General features: G+C 53.1%; 23 protein-coding genes and 1 tRNA gene. 8 read left to right on the top strand and 16 right to left on the bottom strand.

Features of this window, described 5'->3' with window-relative positions:
- Window positions 1–23: 23 nt before the first annotated feature.
- The 11 genes from AC16KF_RS17285 to AC16KF_RS17235 form a co-directional block, all read right to left on the bottom strand.
- Window positions 24–866: an energy-coupling factor ABC transporter ATP-binding protein gene (locus AC16KF_RS17285; RefSeq protein WP_484038603.1), complete on the bottom strand. Its 843-nt coding sequence runs from the start codon at window positions 864–866 to the stop codon at window positions 24–26.
- Window positions 854–1,630 (bottom strand): energy-coupling factor transporter transmembrane component T family protein, encoded by a 777-nt coding sequence (locus AC16KF_RS17280; protein WP_484038602.1) that lies wholly within the window; start codon window positions 1,628–1,630, stop codon window positions 854–856. Before AC16KF_RS17280 ends, AC16KF_RS17285 begins: the two co-directional genes overlap by 13 nt.
- Window positions 1,631–1,649: 19 nt before the next feature.
- Window positions 1,650–2,429: an ECF transporter S component gene (locus AC16KF_RS17275; RefSeq protein ID WP_484038601.1), complete on the bottom strand. Its 780-nt coding sequence runs from the start codon at window positions 2,427–2,429 to the stop codon at window positions 1,650–1,652.
- Between the two features lie 62 nt (window positions 2,430–2,491).
- Window positions 2,492–3,016 carry an ECF transporter S component gene (locus tag AC16KF_RS17270; protein ID WP_484038600.1) on the bottom strand — a complete coding sequence of 175 codons (525 nt, stop codon included), beginning with the start codon at window positions 3,014–3,016 and terminating at the stop codon, window positions 2,492–2,494.
- Window positions 3,009–3,971, bottom strand: coding sequence for a nucleoside hydrolase (locus tag AC16KF_RS17265; protein WP_484038599.1), 963 nt, complete (start codon window positions 3,969–3,971; stop codon window positions 3,009–3,011). Before AC16KF_RS17265 ends, AC16KF_RS17270 begins: the two co-directional genes overlap by 8 nt.
- 93 nt (window positions 3,972–4,064) lie before the next feature.
- The gene (locus AC16KF_RS17260; RefSeq protein WP_484038598.1) at window positions 4,065–5,009 is read right to left on the bottom strand and encodes a nucleoside hydrolase; all 945 of its coding nucleotides are present in this window, start codon (window positions 5,007–5,009) and stop codon (window positions 4,065–4,067) included.
- 83 nt (window positions 5,010–5,092) lie between these two features.
- A complete protein-coding gene (gene rbsK, locus AC16KF_RS17255) occupies window positions 5,093–6,025 on the bottom strand; it encodes a ribokinase (protein ID WP_484038597.1) in 933 nt (310 codons plus the stop codon).
- A gap of 89 nt (window positions 6,026–6,114) precedes the next feature.
- A tRNA-Glu gene (locus AC16KF_RS17250) sits at window positions 6,115–6,187 on the bottom strand.
- 40 nt (window positions 6,188–6,227) lie between these two features.
- Window positions 6,228–8,252, bottom strand: a complete 2,025-nt coding sequence (locus AC16KF_RS17245) for an LUD domain-containing protein (RefSeq protein ID WP_484038596.1) — start codon at window positions 8,250–8,252, stop codon at window positions 6,228–6,230.
- A complete protein-coding gene (locus AC16KF_RS17240) occupies window positions 8,189–8,743 on the bottom strand; it encodes a protein-tyrosine phosphatase family protein (RefSeq protein ID WP_484038595.1) in 555 nt (184 codons plus the stop codon). The genes AC16KF_RS17245 and AC16KF_RS17240 overlap by 64 nt, the downstream gene beginning before the upstream one ends.
- Complete coding sequence (locus AC16KF_RS17235; protein WP_484038594.1) at window positions 8,740–9,465, bottom strand: (Fe-S)-binding protein; 726 nt, start codon at window positions 9,463–9,465, stop codon at window positions 8,740–8,742. Before AC16KF_RS17235 ends, AC16KF_RS17240 begins: the two co-directional genes overlap by 4 nt.
- Window positions 9,466–9,616: 151 nt before the next feature.
- On the opposite strand from AC16KF_RS17235, the gene glgP reads away from it, so the two are divergent.
- A complete protein-coding gene (gene glgP / locus AC16KF_RS17230; RefSeq protein ID WP_484038593.1) occupies window positions 9,617–11,758 on the top strand; it encodes an alpha-glucan family phosphorylase in 2,142 nt (713 codons plus the stop codon).
- Window positions 11,759–11,944: 186 nt separating this feature from the next.
- Window positions 11,945–12,289 (top strand): rhodanese-like domain-containing protein, encoded by a 345-nt coding sequence (locus AC16KF_RS17225; RefSeq protein ID WP_484038592.1) that lies wholly within the window; start codon window positions 11,945–11,947, stop codon window positions 12,287–12,289.
- 73 nt (window positions 12,290–12,362) lie between these two features.
- Here the strand turns inward: AC16KF_RS17225 and AC16KF_RS17220 are convergent, their stop codons facing one another.
- Window positions 12,363–13,487, bottom strand: a complete 1,125-nt coding sequence (locus AC16KF_RS17220; protein WP_484038591.1) for an aminopeptidase — start codon at window positions 13,485–13,487, stop codon at window positions 12,363–12,365.
- Between the two features lie 200 nt (window positions 13,488–13,687).
- Here AC16KF_RS17220 and AC16KF_RS17215 point away from each other — a divergent pair, with 200 nt between their 5' ends.
- The 6 genes from AC16KF_RS17215 to AC16KF_RS17190 all read left to right on the top strand — a co-directional run bounded on the left by AC16KF_RS17215 (window position 13,688) and on the right by AC16KF_RS17190 (window position 19,194).
- On the top strand, window positions 13,688–15,829 hold the full coding sequence (locus AC16KF_RS17215) for a bi-domain-containing oxidoreductase (RefSeq protein ID WP_484038590.1): 2,142 nt from the start codon (window positions 13,688–13,690) through the stop codon (window positions 15,827–15,829).
- A 106-nt stretch (window positions 15,830–15,935) separates the two neighbouring features.
- Window positions 15,936–16,472, top strand: a complete 537-nt coding sequence (locus tag AC16KF_RS17210; RefSeq protein ID WP_484038589.1) for an NUDIX hydrolase — start codon at window positions 15,936–15,938, stop codon at window positions 16,470–16,472.
- Between the two features lie 369 nt (window positions 16,473–16,841).
- Window positions 16,842–17,144: a hypothetical protein gene (locus AC16KF_RS17205; protein ID WP_484038588.1), complete on the top strand. Its 303-nt coding sequence runs from the start codon at window positions 16,842–16,844 to the stop codon at window positions 17,142–17,144.
- The gene (locus AC16KF_RS17200; protein ID WP_484038587.1) at window positions 17,141–17,554 is read left to right on the top strand and encodes a PIN domain-containing protein; all 414 of its coding nucleotides are present in this window, start codon (window positions 17,141–17,143) and stop codon (window positions 17,552–17,554) included. The genes AC16KF_RS17205 and AC16KF_RS17200 overlap by 4 nt, the downstream gene beginning before the upstream one ends.
- Before the next feature lie 5 nt (window positions 17,555–17,559).
- Complete coding sequence (locus AC16KF_RS17195) at window positions 17,560–18,015, top strand: NUDIX domain-containing protein (RefSeq protein WP_484038586.1); 456 nt, start codon at window positions 17,560–17,562, stop codon at window positions 18,013–18,015.
- Between the two features lie 171 nt (window positions 18,016–18,186).
- Complete coding sequence (locus AC16KF_RS17190; protein WP_484038585.1) at window positions 18,187–19,194, top strand: DUF4349 domain-containing protein; 1,008 nt, start codon at window positions 18,187–18,189, stop codon at window positions 19,192–19,194.
- Between the two features lie 111 nt (window positions 19,195–19,305).
- On the opposite strand, the gene AC16KF_RS17185 is transcribed toward AC16KF_RS17190, so the two are convergent.
- The 4 genes from AC16KF_RS17185 to AC16KF_RS17170 form a co-directional block, all read right to left on the bottom strand.
- A complete protein-coding gene (locus AC16KF_RS17185) occupies window positions 19,306–20,727 on the bottom strand; it encodes a TolB-like translocation protein (RefSeq protein ID WP_484038584.1) in 1,422 nt (473 codons plus the stop codon).
- Between the two features lie 26 nt (window positions 20,728–20,753).
- Window positions 20,754–21,557: a DUF92 domain-containing protein gene (locus AC16KF_RS17180; protein ID WP_484038583.1), complete on the bottom strand. Its 804-nt coding sequence runs from the start codon at window positions 21,555–21,557 to the stop codon at window positions 20,754–20,756.
- Window positions 21,558–21,633: 76 nt separating this feature from the next.
- Complete coding sequence (locus AC16KF_RS17175) at window positions 21,634–22,551, bottom strand: PH domain-containing protein (RefSeq protein WP_484038582.1); 918 nt, start codon at window positions 22,549–22,551, stop codon at window positions 21,634–21,636.
- Between the two features lie 114 nt (window positions 22,552–22,665).
- Window positions 22,666–23,844, bottom strand: coding sequence for a proline--tRNA ligase (locus tag AC16KF_RS17170; RefSeq protein WP_484038581.1), 1,179 nt, complete (start codon window positions 23,842–23,844; stop codon window positions 22,666–22,668).
- Between the last annotated feature and the right edge of the window lie 141 nt (window positions 23,845–23,985).

Genomic DNA, 23,985 nt, shown 5'->3' with positions numbered 1-23,985 from the left:
ACGTCCGCATTAGAGAATGCGGGTTACGCATTTTTGAACCCCTCCACCGCCTCATCTAATGTGACCGGCAATTTATCTTTCTTCCACAACCCGAGCTCTTTCGCCTTTCTCGCCACAGATGTGTAGCGCGAGATGCCGAATCCTTTTTCTGTCAGCAGGTCGGAGGTGAGAACGTCGCTTGGTTTTCCATCTGCAATGATCTCTCCTTCGCGTAAAGCGATCACCCGGTTTGCGAAGTTGGCGATCCATTCCACTTTGTGTTCCGCCATGATGACGGTCATGCCGCGTTCTGCCAACGCGCGGATCACGCCGAAGACTTCGCGCGTGCCGATGGGGTCCATCTGCGAGGTTGGCTCATCGAGGATGAGAACCTTGGGGCGCATGACCAGGATGGAGGTCAGCGCGACGCGTTGTTGTTGTCCGCCGGAGAGGGAGTAGGGGGAGCGATCCGCCAATTCAGAGATGCCGGTCAACTTCATCGCATCGTTCACGCGTGGGATCATTTCCTCGCGCGGCACGCCGATATTTTCCAGCCCAAAAGCGATCTCTTCGAAGACAGTGTACTTGGCGCCGCTGATCTGGTTGAACGGGTTCTGGAACGCCAGCCCAACATTCAACACCCACTCACGCAGATTCGATTTGCTTGATTCCGCGCCGGCAACTTCCACTGTGCCAGCGATCTCGCCTTTGAAAAAATGCGGAACGAATCCCGCCACTGTGTAGCACAGCGTGGACTTGCCCGCGCCGTTCGGTCCGATGACCGCGACGAACTCGCCCTCGTCCACCTGCAGGTTGATATTCTTCAATACGGGCGCGTCGGTGAGTGGATATTTGTAGGTGACGTTTTGCAGGTTTACGATAGCCACACAAATCTCCCCGCGATCAGCAGAATAGTTACGGCGATCATCCCGACCCTTGCGGTTTGCTGGGTTCGAGAATCTGGGATTTCGAGAATACTTGTTTCAACACGACTGGAGTTGAATGCGCGCGCCTCGATAGCAATTGCGCGTTCCTCAACTTCTAAAAGACTGCCGATCACCAGCGGAAGAACCAAAGGCATTAGCGCGCGAGCGCGCGTAACGATGTTGCCTTGCGTTTCCAGACCGCGCGATCGTTGCGCATCCAAAATGATATTTGCTTTGGCGACATATTGAGGAACGAGTTGAAGTGTTGACACAATGATATATGCCAGTCCGCCGGGTAGCCCTGCCTGTTTGAGCGAGATCATCAAAGTGTCTGGACGGGTGGTTAGAGAGAACAGAATAAAATTTGCCATAATATATAAAATTCTGCCAGAACTTTTGAATGCGAAGAGAGCTCCTTCCAATTTTGGCGAGAGGGGTCCAAGTTCAAACAATGGTGTCCCGCTACCCCAAAACAAGGGCTGGATGAGAAAAACAGATACGATCAGGGGCCAACTGATATTGAAAACCAATCGATACATTCTCATTGTGACCTTTCCCCAAATGGAAAGAGGCGTGATGATCGCGATCAAGATCAGATAACCCGATGCGGCGCTTGAAAACGCAAACCCGCCCAACAGAATGCAGAGCGTAAGGACGAATTTGGTAAGAGGGTTTAGTTTATGCAGCCCGCTTGCGCGGGCTGCATAAATACTCAACGAATTCATATCACCATGCGCAGATCGATTAGCGCGCTTTGAATCGCGTGGGGAGGGCGCGGAGTATGAAGAGGACGACCATGAACGATAACATTTTATCGAATGGATCAGATACGCTTCCCTGCGCAAGGACGGAAGCCCAAATATTTCCGCCGCTAGCCCTGAATGCCGCGACCAACAAATCTGTGCCTCCGCCTGTAACACCTCCGAAGACAACAGCGGCGGTGGGGGCAGAAATAATCGCCGCGACCACGCCCGTCACCAGCCCCGCTAACCCAACGTAGCCGCCATTTTGCAGTAGGAAGTAGCCGATAGCCGCTCCAATCGCAATCGCCAGCACAAAGACCACTGCATATTGCGAAACGAGGTCTCTCATGCTGGGGAAGATGGCGAAGCCTTCGCTGGTGTCAATATTGATGAAGGCGAGAACGAACATGGCGAGCGCAAAGAAGAAGACTGCGCCGATCAATACAGAAATCCAACGCGGCGATTCTTTCTCAAACACCCCACGCTTTCCGAAAAAGCCAGCCAACAAACCGATGACAACCGCAACATAGAAGAAAGGCACGGAAAACGTATTTTGAAGGGGAGGAGGAACAACCCCCCAAAGAATATTCGATAAACCACCCGTAACGGCGGCCGCCCAAGGACCGACGAGCGCGCCGACCAATACCGTGCCGATACTATCGAGATAGATCGGCAATTTCAAGTAGAACACTAATTGTCCGATGACGATATTGATCGCAATTGCGATCGCAATGAGCGCCAACGTTCTGGTGCTGAACTCTTTCTTGATATTTTCTACCATGTCATTTCTCCTTTTTTGATTTGACGATTACAACACCCATGATCGTTTTTTGTTTCACCTATTTAATCCACATTTTCGTGGCGAGGGAAAAGCGATACGAATCGTTTTGGGAGGAATTTAAGAACGAAATATACGATGAGCGTCGTAATGACTTTATCCACAGGCTCTTTTACTAGAAAATACGAAAGGTCGAATGTGAAGTTTCCAAACACCAGCGCCGCGATCAGCGATGACATAACCGCCGCAAGAATGGCAATGATCAAGCCTGCCGCGATTACTTTCCACCAGCGTTTGAACCAGCCAGCGTTGGCGAGAAATCCGGTAACGAAACCGATCAACAACGGAACGGACCAATATGGCGCATAGCTCGGCGATACGAACCCGAGGATCACGTTGGTCAACAAACCCGTCAACGCTCCAGCCCATGGACCCGCCACAACCGCGACGAACACCGTCCCGATGGAATCAAGATAAAGGGGAAGACTCGTTTTCGATACTGCCAACGCGCTTGCTCCATTGAGGACGATCCCCAGCGCCATCAATAGCCAGGTGATTCCTTTGAAGTCGTGTTTTATTTTTTCAAGCATCGTTTCCTCCGAGAGAATCTTTCCTTGACAATTTCTCCATGCGCTCCAAAAATAATTCAATGAAATCGCGCGGATGCACGCCCAGCGCAACTTTCATGTTCGCAGGCTTTTGATTGTAATTGTAAAAATCGCCGATGGTCTTGCCGAGCGAAACGCCGCCCGAGATGTCCACATCGACGGGCAAGTCTTGATACTCGCACAATTCAGGCGCAAAGGTCAGCGCGAGCGCGAGTGGGTCGTTGATCACGCAACCCTGCACGCCTTGATATTCATCGTGAAATTCCATGTAGAAGCGCGTCGCGTCGGCGATGAAACGCGTCAGGGGCGAATCGAGTCGCAGAAGGCGATCCACATCCCCCTGAGTCAGAACGCATTGATACGTCACATCCAGCGGCACAAGCGTGGTGGGAATCCCGGCGTGATAGACGATGTGCGCGGCGTGCGGGTCGGCATACGTGTTGAATTCCGCCAGCGCGGTGGTGTTGCCCTCATGGCGGATCGCGCCGCCCATGATGATCAACTCTTTGAGCGATTGCGCGATGCGCGGCTCGTGCCGAATTGCCAATGCGACGTTCGTCAGCGGACCGATCGCCACGAGTGTGACTTCGCCCGGCGCGGACATGATTTGCTCGATGAGGAAATCGCATCCATGCCGACGGGTCGGCTGGGTTCGCGGTTCTGACAGCTTTGCGTAGCCCAAGCCTGTGTTGCCGTGCGTCTCGGGCGCGAGCAGGGAGGGTTGCACAAGCGGCAGTTCGCACCCAACCGCAACAGGGATGTGAGTCGCGTTCGCAAGTTCCAAAATTGAAAGCGCGTTTATTGTCGCTTGTTCGAGCGAGCAATTGCCGTGGACGATGCTCAACCCTTCGAGAGAAATTTCAGGCGAAGCCAACGCCAGCAAAATGGCGAGCGAGTCGTCTATGCCGGGGTCGGTGTCGAGGAGGATGCGTTTCATAAAAGAGTACTTGGTGATTGGTAATTTGTACTTCGCCGTAGGGGTACAGCGAAACGAGCGTTAGTCAAAATCATCTCGCAACTCGCTGTGCCCCTACGAAATGGATCTTGCCAGGGCTTCCATACGCTGAAGGAACAGTTCGATGAACTCCTCGCCGCGCACTTGAAGCGCGACTTTCATGTTGGCGGGCTTGCCAGTTTTGCCAAGGAAATCACCGAAAGCATTGCCCATCGAAACTCCGGTGGAATAATCCACGTCCACGTACAACTCTTTGAACGTTAGTAACTCGGGCGCGATGATGGTTGCCAGCGTGAGCGGATCGTGCATGGCGCAACCCTCGCCGCCGTATGATTTGGAATGCGCGAAGCAGGTTTCCACCGCCTGCGTGATGAAACGGGTGATCGGCGATTTGGTCTCGAGCAGGCGGTCGATGTGTGTTTGCTTGAGCAGGCATTTGTGAGTCACGTCCAGCGGGATCAAGGTGATCGGAATCCCTGAATGAAAAACGATATGCGCGGCGTGCGGATCTGCCCAGATGTTGAACTCCGCTTGCGGAGTGACGTTCCCATGTTCGAGTACCGCGCCGCCCATGATGACCAGTTCCTTCACGGCTTTGGCAAACTTCGGTTCCTTGCGGATCGCCATGGCAATGTTCGTCAGCGGACCGATGGGGAAGATGCTCAACTCGCCCGGCTCTGCAAGCACGCGCTGAATCAAATAATCCACCGCGTGTCCTTCGAGCGGTTTGCTTTTCGGCGCGGGGAGTTTTGAGTTGCCAATTCCGCTTTCGCCGTGGACGTGAGCCGAAGCGCGCAGGGGTTGCACGAGAGGCACTGCGCTTCCCGCCGCGACAGGAATATGACTCGCGTTTGCCAGTTCCAGCACAGCGAGCGCGTTGCGCGTGGCGGTTTCGATGGTGACGTTGCCTTGAGTCGTGGTCAGCGCTTCGAGTTGGATCTCAGGCGAGGCGAGCGCGAGCAGGAAGGCGAGGGCATCGTCGATGCCGGGGTCGGTGTCTATGATGATTCGTTTGGGCATATGAATTATTGGTAATTGGTAATTTGTAATTGATGGTTGAGTAAACGAGGTAGACTCGTCGCGTCAAAACCAGAGACTGGAGACTAGAGACTTGTCCTGAGCGAAGCCGAAGAGGTAGAGATTATTTTTTCGACTTCCTCTTTCATCGGCAACGATGGTTGCGCGCCGAATTTTGTGGTTGCTAACGCGCCGCATGCGCAACCAAAACGGACAGCCTCTTCGAGCGATTTGTTTTCCAGCAGGGATGTTGCAAAACCTCCAATGAATGCGTCGCCAGCGGCGGTGGTATCCACTACTTCCACTTTGAACGTGTGTATCTGCTTGCTTGCTTCCGAGTTCACCAACAACGCGCCTTTGCTTCCCAGGGTCACGATCACGTTCCTCGCGCCGCGTCTCAGCAAGTCTCTGGCGGCAGATTCGGCGGAGGGGATGTCTTCGATCTTCTGACTTGTCAACAATGACAATTCCGTTTCGTTGGGGATGATATAGTCGGCGAGGGCGATCAATTCATCGGGCAATTGTTGCGCAGGCGCGGGGTTCAAAATCACGCGGACGTTATTTTCCTTGGCGCGTTGCGCGGCGCGAAGAACAGCAGGGAGGGGGATTTCGAGTTGGAGCAACAGTAATTGGTAATTGGTAAATGGACTATTGTCTACATCGGCGATTGAAACGTTGCCGTTCGCTCCTGCGGATAACACAATGCTGTTCTGTCCATTGGAGTCTACAATGATGATCGCTGTTCCAGTCGAAGAATCATCGCGTTGGACCAGGCTCGAATCCACTCTGTTTTGCTTGAGATTCTCAAGAAGAAAATCACCGAAGTTATCGTTGCCCACGCGCCCCAGTATCGAAACGTTCGCTCCAAGTCTCGCCGCCGCGACGGCTTGATTCGCTCCCTTGCCGCCGGGGATCACGCGCAGGTCTTCGCCGCTGATCGTCTCGCCGGGTTGAGGAAAGCGCGGCGCGCGCGCGACAAGGTCTGCATTGAGCGAGCCGACAACGAGGATTTGATTCATAATCAAATTATACAGTTATTCAAAATAAAAAGAACCATCTCGCGGATGATTCTTTTATGCCCCATAAACTTATTAGGTCATGGGAAGAGTGCCCCCACGGGAATTCGAATCCCGGTTTAAGCCTTGAGAGGGCTTCGTCCTGGGCCACTAGACGATGGGGGCAAAACTTGAATTAAGCGGCGAGATTGTATCATCCCGAATATCAATCGTCAACGAGAAAGGCGCGCACTTCGCCTGGTCCATGCACGCCGATGGTGTGGACGCTTTCGATGTCGCCCGTGGCGGAGGGTCCCGTGATGAAGACTGACGATTTTGTGTTTTTCACAAGATAGATCGCGTCTTCCAATGATGGATAGATGTGCGACGTGCGCAACACCGCAAGATGGATTTCGGGAAGTAGCGACGCGTGCAATGATTTCCCCTCGCCATCCGCTTCAAGCATGGACCCTGTGTCTGCCACGCCGCATTGAGCCTTTGTCACCCCCGCGCGGATTGCGGGATCGGGTTCGCGGGTGAAGGTGATGCCTGCTTGTGTGAGCATGTCTTCATTCAAAACATTTGGCTCAAGTTGAATTCGATTGATGTCCCGTGATTGCAAAAACTGAATAATGGATTGCGTTGGGTCTTCGGTGTGATGGACATGTCCATGCACGGCGGTTAGTTCTTGTGTGAAGCGTTCCATTATGTCACCCTGAGCGGAGCGAAGGGTCTCCTCTTTTTTTAGAAGTTCATTCGCGTACGTGTTTACTTGTCTACTTGTTTCCGTGTTTACCTTTGTCTCGTTCCATCTCTCCCGAAATGATTTCCCCGCAAAACGCGGCAAATCCTTGCTGTAGCCCCAGCCTGTGAACGCGGGCAAACGAATCCATTGCGAGAAAAGCGACAGGAGCGGACTCGTCAGCGCCGCAAATTTTTGGGCGAGGGTAAACAGGCGCGGGCGGCGGGCGAAGCGGCTGTACATCCGAAGAGAGAAAGTGGAGAGTGGAGTTAATCCATGAGGGTTAGACGACTTGAGACTTGAGACTGGAGACTGATCTGCTCTCACGCGCACCAGCAACTTCGGCAGGTCAATGTCCACAGGGCAGGCGTCTTTGCATGCGCCGCATAGCGTGGACGCTTGCGCGAGCGGGACGAATTCGCTTCCGAAGAGTCCCGCCGAGATGACCGAGCCGATGGGTCCCGAGTATGGACTTTTGTATGCGTGCCCGCCGATCTCGCGGAAGACGGGGCAGGCGTTGAGACATGAGCCGCATCGGATGCAATAGAGAGATTCTTTGAGAGGCGAGTTGCGCAGGCGCGAACGTCCGTTATCGAGGAGGATGAAGTGACGTTGTTGATTCGGTAGCGGGCTGTGGACGATCTGCGTGTATGAGGTGAGTTTTTGCCCAGTGGCTGAACGCGGAAGCAGAGACAGCATCAGCGCGAGGTCGTCGAGTGTGCGGACGATGCGTTCCATGCCGACGAGCGCGATGTGGATCGGAGGGAGAGTTGTGACCATGCGTCCGTTGCCCTCGTTGGTGACGAGGCAGATCGCGCCTTCTTCAGAGACTGCGAAGTTCGCGCCTGTGATGCCCACGTCTGCTGTGAGGAACACTTCGCGCAAAACTTTCCGCGCGGTATTGGTCAACGTGGGAATGTCTTCGGTGTAGGGGATGTCGAGCTTTTCGTGAAAGAGTTGACCCACATCCTGCCGTTTCAAATGCAACGCGGGCGTGATAATGTGAGCGGGCTTCTCGCCGCGCAGTTGCACGATGAACTCGCCGAGATCGGTTTCAACGACGCGAATCCCCTCCGCTTCAAGCGCATGGTTGAGGTTGACTTCCTCGGTGACCATGCTCTTCGATTTTGCGACAAGAGCTTTTTTACCACGAAGGTCACGAAGGGGCACTAAGGATTTTTCTTTTTCACTTTGTGTACTTTGTGTCCTTAGTGGTAAAGATTTTACGATTTCCAACACGATCTTCACCGCCTCCGCCGCGTCTTTTGCGCGATGGACGATGACTCCATTCGCTTGCGCGTTGGCTGTGAATTGATCGAGATACGAATCGAGATTCTCGATCACCTCCGCGCGGACGGCGTGGGCGCGTTGACGTCTCTCGCGCCAATCGGGCAAGGTCTCCAGCGCGTTGATCCTGCGCGTCACGCGCCGCTCGGCGTTGAGGTCTAACGCGTTTTGAAGATGCTGGTTCGCAAGCGATGTGCGAATTCTTTGACGGAATTGATCCATGTTGTTTCTTTCGCTGGTGATTGAGGAGGGAATTTGTCGCCCCAGCGTTTTCGTTTTTCCATCATTCCTTCGGCGGTTTCATTGCGCGTTTGCGCGATGATCTGCATTGCCTGTTCGCTTTCGATTCCTCGCCAACGGAGCAACGCGTACGCAACCAATCCCGTCCGATGGACGCCTGCCGAGCAATGAATGAGTATGGCATTGTTATTGTCGAGCAATTGCGCGAGTTTTGGCATGACTTCAATGAGGCGGTCATGCGCTTCGCCTTCTGGAAAATTTCCATTAGGAAGCGGCGCCCAAACCCACTCAATGTTTGCCGCGCGAGCCATGTCGCCGTACCGTTGCGCTCCTTCGCTTTCTTTGAGCAAGGTGATAATGTGCGTGCATCCCATCTGACGCAAAAGCGGAAAATCGATGCGGCGGGGACGATGATACACGGCAAATCTTCCTTTGCCGACGGGGACAAATTTGACGTTTAGCGAATCGGTCATGTTGCGTTCAACACTTCCGCAATATGAACTACTCGTTGATGTTTCTTCTGCCTGTGCAGTCCGCCTGCGATGTGCATTCGGCACCCCGCTTCGAGCAAAACTAAAGTGGGGGATTCGGAGGATTCTAGATTCGAGATTTTCCGTTTGAGTAGTTCTGCGGAAAGTTCAGGATGTTCCACCGAAAAGATTCCGCCGAAGCCGCAACAATCTTCCGCGGCGGGCAACTCGACGATGGTCGCGCCTTTCACGTTGGCGAGCAGGGCGCGCGGTTGGCGGTCTATCATCATTCCGCGTAATGCGTGGCAGGTTGGATGATACGTGAGGACTCCGTCCCGGCGCGCGCCGACATCGGTGACGCCGAGTCTGTCCACGAGGTATTCGGTGAATTCAAAGACGCGATTCGCCAACGTCTGCGCGCGCGGAAGCCAAACAGGGTCAGCGCGGAATAATTCGATGTAGTTATGTTTCATCATGTGGGCACATGAGCCAGAAGGCAGGACGATGTCGCCTGTCGTTTTCTCGAACACTTCGATGGTATGTTGCGCCATCGGACGCGCCTCCGCGTGCAAGCCCGCGCTGAAGGGAGGTTGTCCGCAACAAGTTTGGTCGCGGGCGAAGTCCACGTCAATGCCGAGGCGGCGGAGAATGCTCACCATCGCCTCACCAGTTTGAGGGTAGAAAGAATCAACGAGACACGTCACGAAGAGTTGGATGCGGGGCATTTGTTTATTGTATCCCAATACAAAATGTCGTTGCGAGGAGAGCCGTAGGCTCGACGAAGCAATCTCCTGTTACATTCAAAGTGCCAGGAGATTGCTTCATCATTGCTTCGCAATTCCTCGCAACGACATGCGCATGGTATGATTATTCACTATGACATCATTCAAAACACAACTTCCAAAACCCGTTGACCTGCCGAAACAAATTTCGCGCTTGCATGAACTTTCATACAACCTGTGGTGGACGTGGCATCCCGAAGCGGCGCGGCTGTTTGGGCGGCTCGATTATGAATTGTGGGAGCGGCTTGGACACAACCCGATTCGACTCTTGCGCGAGATCGAGCGCGCGCGATTGAAACAAGCCGTGAACGATAAGGATTATCAAAAATTATACAAAACAGTTTTTGCGGATTTCGATTCGTATTTTTCGGACTCAAAAACGTGGACGCATCAAACGCATCCCGAATTTGATTCGCGTCCCATCGCGTATTTCTCGATGGAGTTCGGTCTGCATGAAACGCTCCCCATCTATTCGGGCGGACTCGGCGTGCTGGCGGGCGATCATTTGAAAGAAGCGAGCGATCTTGGTTTGCCGCTCACTGCGGTCGGCTTCATGTACGCGCAGGGATATTTTTCGCAACGCATCAGCGAAGACGGCTGGCAGGAAGCGTTGAACAACATGCTCGTGTTGGAAGACCTGCCCGTTCTGCCCGTGATGGATAAAGACGGCAAGCGCGTCACGCTTGAAGTAGAACTCACCGATCGAAGCATCGCGTTGCAAATTTGGGAAGCGCGTGTTGGGCGCGTGCCGTTGTATCTGCTCGATTCGAATGTCGAAGATAATTCAGAATTGGATCGCTTGCTCACCGCGCGTTTGTATTGGTCCGATCTGGATCGCCGCGTGATGCAGGAAGTGTTGTTGGGCATCGGCGGCGTGCGCGCGTTGCGGACTCTGGGATACAACCCCGCGGTCTGGCACATGAACGAAGGGCACGCGGCATTCCTGACCTTGGAGCGGGCGCGCGAACTTGTGGCGGGCGGCGCGTCTTTTGAAGACGCCATCGCAAAGACGCGCGGACAAAACGTCTTCACCACGCATACGCCCGTCCCTGCGGGGAACGATGAATTCCCGTTGTGGTTGATCGAAAAATATCTTGGCGGAATCTATTCTCAACTGAATCTCACGCGCGAACAATTCTTCGACATTGCCAAACATCCAAAGGGACACAGCGAAGCCTTCAGCATGGGCATCCTTGCCTTGCGAAATTCAGACGGGCGCAACGCGGTCTCTGAGTTGCATGGCGAGGTCTCGCGCAAGATGTGGAATTTCTTGTGGGCAGATAAAGCGGAGAAGGATGTCCCGATCACCTACGTGACCAACGGGGTCCACACCGCGAATTGGATGGCGCGGCGTTTGACGAATCTTTTCATCAAGCATCTCGGCTCCGATTGGTACGATCATCTCGACCAGCCCGAGTTTTGGTCACAAATCGACGAGATCCCCGACGCGGAGTTGTGGGCGGTCCGCTTGCATCTCAAACGCAAACTTTCTTTTTACTTGCGAGAGCGCGTCCGTGAACGCTGGACGGGCGGAGGATTCCACCCCGTGCAAGTTGTCTCGTCTGGCGTGTTGATCAACCCCTACGCGCTGACGATCGGATTCGCCCGTCGGTTTGCCACGTACAAGCGGGCGAGTCTCGTCATGCGCGACGTGGAGCGGTTGCTGAACATCGTCAACAAGCCGAACATGCCTGTGCAAATTTTGTTCGCTGGCAAAGCGCATCCCGCCGACGAGCCAGGCAAGCAATTGATCCAGCAAGTGTATCGAACCGTGAAAAAAGCGGAGACGGGCGGTCGCATCGTCTTCATCGAAGACTACGACATGAACCTTGCGCGTTACCTCGTCCAAGGCGTGGATGTGTGGATGAACACGCCGCGTCGTCCGCTGGAGGCGAGCGGCACGTCTGGAATGAAAGCCGCTCTCAACGGCGCGTTGAACTTCTCCGTGCTGGATGGTTGGTGGCGTGAAGCGTATAACGGCAAGAACGGCTGGTCCATTGGGCGCGATGAACAGATTGATAACTCCGACGAGCAGGATGCCGAAGACGCCGAGAGTTTGTACAGCACGCTCGAGAACGAGATCATCCCGCTGTATTACGACCGCGACCCGAAAGAAATTTCCCACGAATGGATCGCGCGCGTGAAAGATAATTTGAAGACGAACATCCCCCAATTCTCCACGCGCCGCATGGTCAAACAATATGTGGAGAATTTATACGTGAAGGCGTTGAAATAGATTTTAAACACAAAGGGCACGAAGAACACAAAGTTATGTTGAGTGATGATCGTGGTATTGGCTTTCGACTCAACTCCCGAAAATGCGTGAAAGAAAGTCTACGGAAATTCACTGTGTTGCGCCACGAAACCAAAACCTTAGTGACCTTAGTGTCCTTCGTGGTAAAAAGAATTTAATGGAGCAACTATGATTCCTGAAATCACCACCACCGACCTCGCCGCGAAACTCAACTCCGATGAGCAATTCATTCTCCTCGACGTGCGCGAACTCGAAGAGTTGACCTACGCCAAATTGACTGACAGCAGGCTGGAGGTCGCGCCGATGAGCCGACTGGCAGAGGAGGGATTGAACGCGTTGTCCGAATCCGCAAGATCACAAGACGTGACGATTTACGTCATGTGTCATCACGGCAACCGCAGTGGGCAGGTCACCGCGTGGCTGTCTCAACAAGGTTGGAAAAATGTCTTCAACGTATCAGGCGGGATTGACGATTACGCGCGGAGGGTGGATTCGTCGGTGGGGCGGTATTGAAATTGTAGGGGCGAGGTACTCTCGCCCCTTTTGATTGATAAAAATATTGGGCGGGGAAACCCCGCCCTACGTGTTACTTCCCAAACACAAACTCTCCGTTCTTATAAAACAACTCCCCATCCACTGTAATTTCAGAATCGGTTCGCAAATCGCAGATCATGTCCCAATGGATCGCGGACTTGTTCTTCGATCCCGTTTCGGGGTAGCCCGCGCCGAGCGCCATGTGGAAGGTGCCGCCGATCTTTTCGTCGAACAAAATATTGCCCGTGAATTTGTTGATGTCGAAATTCGTGCCGATGGCAAACTCGCCGACGTGACGCGAGCCCTCATCCGACTCGAGCATCTTGATGAGATACGCTTCGTTCTTCTCCGCCGTCGCGCGTTGGACTCGTCCGCGATTGAACGTGAGTTCCGCGCCTTCGACAGCCACGCCGCCGTAAATGGCGGGGTAGGTGTATTTGACCCAGCCATTCAATGAGTCTTCAACGGGTCCCGTGTAAATTTCACCGTCGGGCATGTTGTATCTGCCAGTCGAATTCATAAACGTGCGACCTTTGATTGAGAGAGTTAAATCCACGTTCGGACCGCGCAAAGTGACGACATCCTTCCCCGCGAGGAAGTCAATCGCTTTTTGTTGTCCTGCCGCTGTGCTGTTCCAGTACGCGATTGGGTCATCTTCGTGCGCGTGAACTGCCCCAAAAACAAAATCCTCGTAGTCTTTCAAACTCATGCCCGCGTCTTGCGCGTACGCGTCGGTGGGGTAGAGGGTGGTGACCCATTTGAACTTGCCCTCGCCGCCGCGCCTCATCTGCGCTTCTGTGATTCCGCTGATGGCTTTGCCGCGTCGCTGCGCTTTGACGGGGTCAAGGTTCGTCGTGCCGCGCGTGTTCGTCGAAGAGTGGATGCGGATGCGGCTCTCGAATTCGTCGTACGCCAGTTTGTAAAACGTTGGAACGAAATCGAGTTGCGAGTCGTTGGCGTACGTGAGATAAAACTCGTCCTGGCTGAACGGCATCATCCCAGGCAGGGAAACCATCGGGTGCGGATGACCGCCCTTCTCCATGATCTGGATGAACAATTCGCGCACAAGCGGCTCGGCGGCGGTCGTCGCTTCGATCAGCACGCGGTCGCCAGGCACAATGCGCGCGGAATGTTCCACCAAAACTTTAGCAAATTTTTGAACTCGTGAATCAGCCACGGCAATTCTCCTGTTTTATGTCATCAGGCATGTCACCCTGAGCGTCAGCGAAGGGTCTCTATGATGGCGAAAGAGATTCTTCGCTCCGCTCAGAACGACATTCTGTACGTTAAGTTACGCAAATTATAACACTCGCTCATAGGGTATACTTTCCATCGCAACGAATCACCAATCTCTAATCCTCCAATTCTCTGATCTTCATGAAACAACTCCTCCAAAACATCAAAACAGGCAAAGCCTCCATCGAAGACGTGCCGATGCCGACTCCGCGCGAGGGGCAGGCGCTCGTCCAAGTGGCAACCAGCCTCGTGTCCGCGGGAACCGAGCGCATGGTCGTCGAGTTTGCCGAAAAGAGTCTCGTCGGCAAGGCGCGCTCGCGTCCCGATCTCGTCAAACAAGTCCTCGACAAAGCGCGGCGCGAAGGCGTGGTCAACACGATGCAAGCCGCGTTCAATCGCCTCGACCAGCCGATGGCGCTCGGCTATTCGTCCGCTGGCACGATCATCGCACTCGGCAAAAGCATGACGGGCTTCAAAGTGGGTCAGCGCGTGGCGTGCGCGGGCGGCGGATACGCTGTCCATGCCGAATACAATGTTGTGCCGCGCAATCTCTTAACGCCTCTTCCAAAAAATGTTGATTTTGAATCTGCCGCGTTCACCACGCTCGGCGCGATCGCCCTGCACGGATTTCGCCTCGCGGAGCCGCAACTCGGCGAGAACGTCGCGGTGATCGGTTTGGGTCTGCTGGGATTATTGACGATTCAAATCGCATCCGCCGCTGGATGTAACGTCTTGGGCATTGACCTCGACCCCAAGCGGATAGCCCTCGCTTCTTCTCTCGGACTTGATGCTGTCTCGCGCCAACGAGCGGAATCTACCTCCCAGCTTTTTACCGCCAACCGCGGCTTCGATGTGGTTCTCATCTGCGCCGACACTCCTTCAAATGATCCCGTTGAACTTGCAGGTATCATCGCTCGTGACCGTGCGCGCGTCGTTGCAACAGGCGCGGTTGGTTTGACTCTCCCTAGAAAAATTTACTACGAAAAAGAACTCTCCTTTATCAACTCGCGTTCGTACGGACCAGGTCGTTACGATTCCAATTACGAAGAGAATGGACAAGACTATCCCCTCGGCTACATCCGCTGGACGGAGGGTCGCAACTTTGAAGCAGTCGTTGACTTGATGCAAAGTGGAAAGTTGAAAGTGAAACCGCTTATTTCTCATCGGTTTCCAATTGAAAAGGCAACGCAAGCCTATGATGTGATTACGGGAAAGAAGAAAGATACGTTTTTAGGTGTTCTGCTTACGTATCCAGCAGGAAAGACGAAAGAAGAAAGAAAAGTAGTCTTCCCCTCAATCGTAAATCGTAAATCTGAAATCGTAAATCTGGGTGTCTTAGGCGCTGGTCTCTTCGCCAACTCAGTTCTACTTCCCTCCATCAAAAAAGTGGACGGCATTCAACTCGTAGGCATCGCCTCCTCAGGCGGACTCCACGCGCAACACGCGGGCAAAAAGTTTGGCTTCAAATACGCCACTTCGAGTGACGATGAAATCATCAACGATCCAAACATCAACACTATCGCCATCCTCACGCGCCATGATTCACATGCAGAATTAGTCGTCAAAGCCTTGAAAGCAGGCAAGCATGTCTTCGTCGAAAAACCACTGGCGATAAATAGTGAACAGTTATCTGTGATAAGTAAGCAGTTGGCGAAAACTGATAACTGTTTACTGCTCACTGGTTTCAACCGAAGATTTGCCCCTCTTGCAGAAAGTCTCAAGTCTCAAGTCTCAGGTCTCAGGTCGCCCCTCCACGCCCACTACCGCATCAACGCAGGCTACCTCCCTCCCAATCACTGGACTCAAGACCCCAACATCGGCGGCGGACGAATCGTCGGCGAAGCCTGTCACTTCATTGACTTCATTACCTTCCTCGTTGGCGCGGCTCCCGTCTCTGTGACAGCACACGCCTTGTCCAATGAAGGCAAGTACAGCGAAGATAACGTCTCGATGACGTTCACCTTCCCCGATGGCTCCATTGGCGTCGTAGATTATCTTGCCAACGGCGACAAATCCTTCCCGAAAGAGCGCATGGAAGTTTTTTGCAGCGGCATGGTCGCGGTGTTGGATGATTTTGTGTCGTTGCAAATTACTCGAGAAGGAAAGATGAAAGAGGAAAGAGGGGCGCAAGATAAAGGCTGGGTGAATGAGTGGAGAGCGTTCGTGAAAGCGATTCAAGAGGGAGGCGAACCGCCGATCCCGTATGAACAATTGATCGACGTGACCAAGTCCACATTTGCGGTGGTGGAGTCGTTGCGGACGATGCAAACCATCAAGTTCTAAATGAATCCTGTGTGTAGCGGACGTTCTCTAACGTCCGCTCCTACGAGAGTGAAAATCTCAGCCCCTGCAAGAATCCTGATAACAGACAAATGAGGAGAAATCATCCATGACCATCACACCGTGGAAAGTGCTGGGATCGCGGCACATCCATCCGCGTTTTCGAATTGACGATTGCGAACTCCCTAATGGAAATCATCTAGATGCCATTATCTTTGAGTTCCGTTCGTGGGGAAATGTTCTGGCGGTTACGAAAGATAATCAAGGGGTGTTGATTCGACAGTACCGTCACGGTGTGCGGGATGTGATGTGGGAAATCCCTGGCGGGGTGGTGGATGATGATGAGGATCCGATGGAAGGCGTGATGCGGGAATTGCTTGAGGAGACGGGCTACACGTCATCCAATGTAATTCCACTTGGGAAGTTTCTTCCCAACCCCGCCTTGCAGACCAATTCGATGTTCTGTTATCTAGCCCTGGATGCCGAGAGGGTGGCTGACCAGCACCTCGACGGCGCGGAGGAGATCGAAATCCATCTCGTGCCGCTGGATGACATCCTGCCGATGATCCAAAACGGACAGATCGTCCACGCGCTCCAAGTCGCCGCGTTGTATCGAGCGTTTGATTATCTCAAGCAGAATAAATAATCAGTATTTTACGGAAGTTCAGGCGGACAGTTTGATCGGCTTTGCAAATCGTGTCGCCTGTCTTGACGCAGTTGCATGCGTCAAGAACCTGTAAGCGGAGACCCCGAAGGGGTCAAATGATTATAGAAATGATGGATGTTCGTGTCTAACCCTGAAGGGGTGTCAGATGTAACAAAAATAGGCCATCTGTCGCCACGGCGCCACGCGACGCCTTCGGGATTGCCATGCGTGTTAGACAAATAATTTATTTTGTTGGTCGGTCGCCATGGTCGAAGTTAACAAGGTTGCGCTAGTTAAATTCTGTCGCGTCTCAGAGCAAATCCTGGTGTATAATTTTGGTGCAAACGAACAGTGCAAAGGATTGACACCATGCGAGCCGTAAAAGAACGAATGAATTTGTACATCACCAAATCCCTGATGGACGACTTGCGGAAAGCCGTCCCTGCCCGCGAGCGCACGCGCTTCGTGGAGGATATTTTGGCGCGCGAGTTGCGGCGTTATAAACTGAAAGATGCGCTCAAAAAGTCGTTCGGCGCGTGGAAGGATGAAGATCACCCTGACATGTTGACTGGCGAAGATATTGATCGCTGGATCGAGGAAGGACGGAAAGGCTTGCATCGTGACTTCTCCAAAGAGTGGGACCGCAAACCCACCAAGAAAAAGAAGCGATGACCGATTTTCTTCTCGATACCAATATTCTGATTCGTTATCTTCGTAAATCGCAAGGATACGACACCTTGCTTTCCACTTTGTCAGATAGTGATTGGTTGTGTATATCCGTTATCACGCGATTTGAAATCCTACGCGGATTGCGCGAGCATGAAAGGGAGGATACGTTTAGCCTGCTGAACTCACTGGAATCGTTGATCGTAAACTCTGAAATTGCGGATTCGGCGGGGGAACTTGTTCGTTCCTATCGCGCGAGAGGGATTACCCTCAGTGAAGCAGATTCGCTCATTGCGGCAACCGCGCTTCATCATCAACTTTCATTGGTCACGACCAATTCCAAACATTTTCCCATGAGCGATTTGGTCGTGTATCAGGTAGATGATCTTGGAAAAATGGCGTTGCGGGAATCGTAGACTTCATGCGAACCCGCGCGGGCATCGTTCTCATCGAAGATAACAAAGTCGCGCTGATCGAACGTCACCGCGCGGGGTTGGATTATTTCGTCTTCCCTGGCGGGGGCGTGGACGAGGGCGAGACGCCTGAGCAGGCGGCTGTCCGCGAGGCGATGGAGGAGTTGGGGGTTGAGGTTGCGATCAAGCAAAAAGTGGTGGAGATTCAAATCGAAACAAGCAGGCAGGTTTATTTTTTGGTGGAGCGCGTCGCTGGCGAGTTTGGGACGGGGACAGGCGAGGAGTTCACAGACTCGGACCCGAGAGATCCGTCGGAGGGGATTTATGTTCCAGTTTGGATGCCGATTGAGGAATTGTCACAGCGCCAGAAGATTTATCCCACAGCATTGGCACAATTGGTTTTGTACTCTGAAACGAACGGTTGGGGAAATGAAGCAGTCGTGATTAGCGAAAAGACAACTTGACCATGTCATTCTGAGGAGCGGAGCGACGAAGAATCTCTGACACGATACGCGGAGACCCTTCGTCGCAAACAACGCTCCTCAGGGTGACATGTAACAATTGGGGAACAAAACAATTTCTCCCTCGTCAACAATTTAACGCCGTAAGAAAAATCTATTCACTCGGAGGAAGAAATGAAATCTCGCTCTGTTCTATTCACGTTGCTTGTTGTTGGATTGATTGTGCTCGCCGCGTGTGCGCCTGCCGCTCCTGCCGCGACGGAGGCTCCTGCTACCGAAGCGCCAGCCGCCACCGAAGCGCCCGCGTTCGCGTACGACGAGGCTGTCGCTCAAGATGCGGCAAAGGTTGGGGAGGGCGAACCAGCCGTCCCTGGGGTTGAAGCGTTGCCGCTTCCAACGAATGCCGCGTATGAGATCGCGAATCCATCTGGCGATCTCACGGTGCTGGAACGATCCAATCGGATGATCGTCAAGAATGCGAATATCCGCTTGATGGTGGAGGATACCAACGTTGCGATTGACCGCGCCCTGCAAGTGGTGGGCGACGCGGGCGGATACATCGTCAGTTCGCAGGTGTGGTATCAGGATTATTATGGCAACAGTTTGAAGTACGCGTCGGTGACGATCGGCGTGCCTGTGGTGGAGTTCGAAAATGTGATGCGCCGCCTGCGCGGACTCGCGGTGGATGTGTTGGACGAAAGCGCGACGGGCGAAGATGTGACCGACCAGTATGTTGACCTGCAATCGCAGTTGACGAATCTCGAAGCGACGCGCGCCCGCATCCAGGAATTTTTGAAGGATGCGAAGACGGTGGACGAGGCGTTGCGCGTCAATCAGGAATTGGCGAACATCGAGGCGCAGATCGAACAGATCAAGGGACGCATGAACTATCTCAACGACCGCTCGGCGTACTCGACGATCACTGTCAACTTTGAGCCTGAGTTTCCGATCCTGACGCCGACTCCCACTTCGACTCCGAAGCCGACCGCGACGCCGATCCCGTGGCAACCTGCGGATACGTTCAATGATGCCAAAGGCACGGTGACGGTTGTGTATCAGGGAATCGCAAACTTCCTCATCTGGCTGGTCGTGGTGATCCTGCCGATTGTGTTACCGCCTGCGTTGATTTTGTGGGCGATGTGGAAGTTGTTGACGAGGAAGGCGAAGGGCAGTGAGAAGTGATCGGTGAGCAGTGGGGAGTAATTGGTAAGTGGAGATTGGAGACTAGAGATTAGAGACTGTTGAATTGAGACAGGGACGGCGAGGGAGGCGCTGTCTCTGTTTTGCATGTTTTCATTTCTGTCCCAAAGGGGCAGCTTCGATGTTGAATTCGTAATAGGCTGTCTCGCCGCCAAAAGGACCGATATAGATGCTTGGTTTGCCGATTTGCCCTAAATACAACTCGCGCGATCCAATCGATAGATCAAGCCAGCCCTCGGCGTAGAGAAAGCGGCTGGAATCAACCCACTGTATCTGTGTCGCGGGCGTATTGGTGTTGTCAAGTAAGGGGATGGCTTCGCCGCATACACTTCCTAGGAACGGACGAAAAACATTCCATTGTTCATAAACGAAGTGATATGAGTCTGGATGCCAATGCAGAAAATCAACATTCGACATGGCGGTATAAATTGTATCTTTTGTGCCATCGAATGTTGCCAGATGCAACTGGAAATCATTGCTCATGAGTTGGACGCGCTTTTTGTATACAATGTAGTCCCGATTTGGTGAAAGATAAATCCAATAATACGGTGTTGAGAAAGTGTGTAACTCCTGAGCAGATGAACCATCCAATGGAATGTGCCAGGTAGTGGTAGTAGATTCGGCAGAATATAAGTCTCCATTGAATGTAATCGCCAGCAGGGATTGAGAATCAGTTGCCCACTCAATGCGTGGGTAAATTACCCCACCACCTTCGAGAGAAAGTGCGGTCTTGAATTGAAAAACATTCGTTCGTAGATTCGTTCCATCGGCATTCATAAGATCAACCGACGAGTCGTTGATAACGGCGATCTGGCTACCGTCTGGAGAGGGCATAGCATTCCGTGTTTCCACGAGTTCTGGCGGGGGAGACCATGCAGATATTTCTCCTGTATCAACATCTATTTGCCAATAGCCTCCCGATTCACAGCAACCGCCAATAGCTTGATAACCACGGCTGATTTCGAAACCTAACTTGTGCGTTTCATCAATCCATTCCAAGTAAATAACTTCATCTAGGTAAGGATGTTCAGTAGTAGATGGTTCGCCTGCCAATGTATGTAGTTGGTCTTCGGAAATCAGGGGTTGAAGATTCGTGCCATCACGATGGATACCCCACAGTTCGATCTGTCTATATTGTATTCCGCGTGTAAACGCAATCACTTTCCCGTCTGGAGAGAAACTAAAGGATTGAGCGTCGCGCGTATCGCTTATTTGTTGGGCAACTCCGATCTTCTCTTCCCAAACCCATAGATTCCCGTCGCTGATGAGGCGCACCTCCAACGGCGTTTGGCGCGACGGCAACACGCGCGGCTTCGCATCTTCACTCAGACAAACGATGGGTGTAACGGTAGGTGATGGGGAAATCGTTGTGGGAGTCTCTGTTGGAGCAGAGGATGTCGGGGTCTTGGCAACAAGGGGTGTTGCCTCGGGCTGGAAAGGTGAGGCGGTGCATGAAACTGAACCCAAAATCAATAAGACAAGAATCGACTTTGTGAGTCTTATTTCAGTTTTCATTTCTTTCAAAAAGAATAGCACACTTATCACCTGAATACAATCGCTACTACCACCCCAAACACCCCACACGCAAAATTGACCCAATCATTAGACAGCCACTTCCAGCCGCGGAGGTGAATTGTCTCCGTGCCGCAGGTGTGGAGAGGGTGTTTCTCGGTTTCCTTGTTATCTTTCGGGCAGAAATACATCGCTTGGACCGTCGCGCCGAGAAACGAGTCGAAGAGGGAGCCAGCCAGCCCTGCGAGGGTGATCGGTATGAAGAGTGACCAGTGATCAGTGATCAGTGAATCAGTGGGGACAAGCAGTGACGCGAGTGCGGCGATCAGCGCGGAACCTGCCAGGGAGGCGAGGGTGCCGACGAGGGAGACTCCGCCCGAGGTCCCTTTTTCGACGCGCTTGCGGATGTCCGTGATCATGCGCGGAGGGGAAGGGTTCAAGACGCCGAGTTCCGTCGCCCACGTGTCCGCGTTGACGGCGGCGAGCGAGGCGGCGAATCCGATCCAGCCGATGTTTGAGTCGGGATAAAAATAATGGAACAACACGAACGCCGCCGCCAGCCCGCCGTTGCCGAACACCTGACCCGCGTCGCGCTGGTTGCCTTTGGAATATTTTTCGTTCAATCCCTGCTTGCGTTTTTTGAAGGCGCGGCTCAACGCGGACGATGTGAAAAAGAATGTCAGCAATAACACCGCCCACGGAATCCCTCCCAGCCCGAAGATGATCGTGCCTAAGATGATCGCCGCGAATGCGCCGCTTTTGCTGAGCGAGTGCGCGCGATACGCGAGCGAGGCGATGAGGATTGCGAGGAGGAAGCCGTAGAGGGGGAGCATGGGTTGAAAGTTGAAAGTCGAAGGTCAAAGGTCGCGTAAATGACTTTCGACCTTTGACCTTCAACCTGTGACCGATTTACACAGGCGTCGTCACCAAAAACAACACCGCCATTAAAAACAACAACGCGCTGACCGCGCTCGAGATCCACAGGATCACCGCCAGCGGGCGCGTTTTGTCCCAACGATAATAATACAGCCCCGCGATCACTCCGCCGATGAACAGCAACATGCTGAGAAGCGGAAGCAGGATGAGACGACTCGACGCGGTTGGATCGTTGGGCGCGCCGAACGCGTCGAACCCAAAGGGAATTTGACTCAGCGACGGGATCAGAATCCCAACCCAGACGATCAAGCCGATGTTGAGGATGAGTCCGCTGACCCAGAGAAAGCGAGCGATGGGAGTCTGCCATGCTTGAGTCACGATGAACGATGGATACACTGACACAGGCGCGGCAGGAGAGATGCTTCCCATCTCGGTGGCGCGCGCAAACGTGCGGACGAGCAACGCCGCGTCGTTTGGCGAAATAGCGAACACGCGCTTCGATGTCGCGATGAGGATGATGTTTCGCGTGTTGGAGGCGATGAACTCGACCAATCCCAAATCGGGATGGCGACGCGTTCCCAGCACCGCGCCAGGCAAACGGAAGCGCGGCAGGATCAACGGATGAGTCAGATCGGTTGCGGGTCGCACCCATTCGATGTCAGTGAGCGGAACGTCTTCCACTCGCAAGCCCCACAACATGGCGAGACTGTCGCGGTCAATGTAATAGTCCGCTTTGTAGAGCGAGTAGGCGCGATACCCAAAGAACGGAATCGGCGCGAAGGCGATCAACCCCACGAGAAGAAAGTTGACGAACGTCGGTCCCACCGCCGCACGCGTGAGATTCCAAAATCCCCACGCCGACGCGCCAGCCAGCGCAAGGATGATGAGCGCGTGCACAATCAAGCCGAGTCGCTTGGCGGGAGGGAAATGTCCGATCTTGAGGTTGTTCATATTCCAAATCTTTTGGACGCTGATGAACGCAGAAAACGCAGATTTTCTCTTTTTGAATCAGCGTGAGTCAGCGTTTATCTGCGTCCCAGCCTTTTTTCGATGGAGCCTACGATTTCAAAACCGTTTTATCTTTTCAACAATTTCATCAACTTTCACAAGTTGATTCTCTTTTTCTTTACGCGATTTCAATTCTACCATTCCCTCTTTCAATCCCTTTTCTCCCATCGTCACGCGGATGGGACAGCCGATCAAGTCCGCGTCGTTGAATTTGACTCCTACGCGTTCGTCGCGGTCATCGAACAAAACCGAAACGCCCGCATCCTGCAACGAGTTGTAAATCTCTTCGGCTTTGGCGCGGGTATCCAACTCCTTGCCGCCGATGTGCATGAGATACACGTCAAACGGCGCGGCGGGATGGGGGAGAGTCAAACCTTTGTCGTCGTGGTGGGTTTCAGCGAGGGCAAGCAAAACATTTTCAAACTTATCGTTCAATTGAATCGCCCTCAAAAACGAAAGCGGATTTCCGCAATTGACGCACGCGTCTCCGTCTTGTGCCTGAACCAAATCCGCGACGATTTCTGCGGAATAGTCGCGCCCATAATTTGTATTTTTCAGATGAAAACCCGCCTCATTCGCCCCTGCAACCAGATTCGGACTCTGTGGAATCAAATCGTCCACGACGATCACCGCGTCCCTCAACCCTATTGCTGACGCGTACCCCGCAACCGCTCCCACGCTGACAATTTCCTCTGCCCTCGCCGCGCGGATATCGCCCACCTGCGCTTTCAACTTCGCCTCGCTCAATTGCATGTCCCCGCGCACGGCGACGAAGATGAACTTTCCATCACTGACGCGGGTGTACATCAATGCTTTGGCTGTCTGTTCTTTTTGAATCCCCAGAAAATTTGCAAGGGATTCGATGGTGTTGCAATCGGGCGTTGAAACTTTTTCAATTGGCGCAGGCTGTTCGGTTGGTGATGGAATTTTCTTGAATCGCGCGAACTCGATTCGCTCTGCGTATTTGCATGATGAACAATGAGCAACTTCAATGTCGCCCGACGCAATGGGAAAGAAAGTTTCGTTTTGGTTGCCAATGGTGGATAAAGAAAGATGAAAGAGGAAAGATGAGTCGTCTGATAGGCTGCGAAGATGATTCACAACATATTCGCCCAACATCGTCAACACATTCTCGCGCGTCAAATATCCTGCACGGACGAGGAACGAGAATCCCTCCGTCCGCGCGTTGTTGGGCGCTTCGCGTTGAGTTTGGATTTGTAAGTCGCGGTATTTCATAGCCCACCTTTAGCTATGTCATTCTGAATACTATGAAGCCGTCAAGGTTTTTTGAAAAACCAGGGGATTGACAGCAACATAGTTGGGAAGGTAGGGTTGTTGCGAGCGGACGACAGCACAAGCAATCTTGAGGATCTTGTT

The sequence above is a fragment of the Candidatus Defluviilinea gracilis genome (genome assembly GCF_057138825.1).
Note: the sequence above shows the minus strand (reverse complement) of the source record. Positions and strands in the feature narration are given on the sequence as shown.